Source organism: Gilvimarinus gilvus (genome assembly GCF_030518155.1).
Taxonomy (GTDB): Bacteria; Pseudomonadota; Gammaproteobacteria; order Pseudomonadales; family Cellvibrionaceae; genus Gilvimarinus; species Gilvimarinus gilvus.
Window position 1 is genome coordinate 1 of record NZ_JAULRU010000224.1, and the last position, 409, is coordinate 409.

The following is a 409-nucleotide window of genomic DNA, read 5'->3' on the forward strand; positions in this document are numbered from 1 at the left end:
CTGATGGCCCGCCTTATGTAATTTGCCGGCCCAGAGCAGACCAATCGCTCCTGCGCCTAAAATATGCCATTGCATTATCGATTCCAAAACTCTTACTGAATGGGGTAGGTGTCTGTCCATCATAACGGTATGATAGGCAGGATCAAACGAATTAGGCCGCGGGTGCGCGGTGATTGTTTTAAGGAGTAATTTCGATGCCATCATTTGATATCGTTTCAGAGCTGGATCTGCATGAAGTAAACAACGCGGTAGATCAGGCAAACCGTGAACTGGGTACCCGTTACGACTTTAATAAAGTTGATGCTACCTTTGAATTGGCGGGTGAAGTGATCACGCTACAGGCTGAGGTAGATTTTCAGTTGCAGCAGATGATGGATATTCTGCGTAATAAGCTGGTGGGCCGAAAGAT

Annotated in this window: 2 protein-coding genes; one reads left to right on the forward strand and one right to left on the reverse strand. The window is 46.7% G+C overall.

What is annotated here, in order from left to right:
- The coding region (locus tag QWI17_RS03175) for a 2-dehydropantoate 2-reductase N-terminal domain-containing protein (RefSeq protein WP_302721055.1) at positions 1 to 204 on the reverse strand (204 nt) is incomplete at its 3' end.
- On the opposite strand from QWI17_RS03175, the gene QWI17_RS03180 reads away from it, so the two are divergent.
- The coding region (locus QWI17_RS03180; protein WP_302721056.1) for a nucleotide-binding YajQ family protein at positions 195 to 409 on the forward strand (215 nt) is incomplete at its 3' end. The two genes, QWI17_RS03175 and QWI17_RS03180, sit on opposite strands and share 10 nt — an antisense overlap.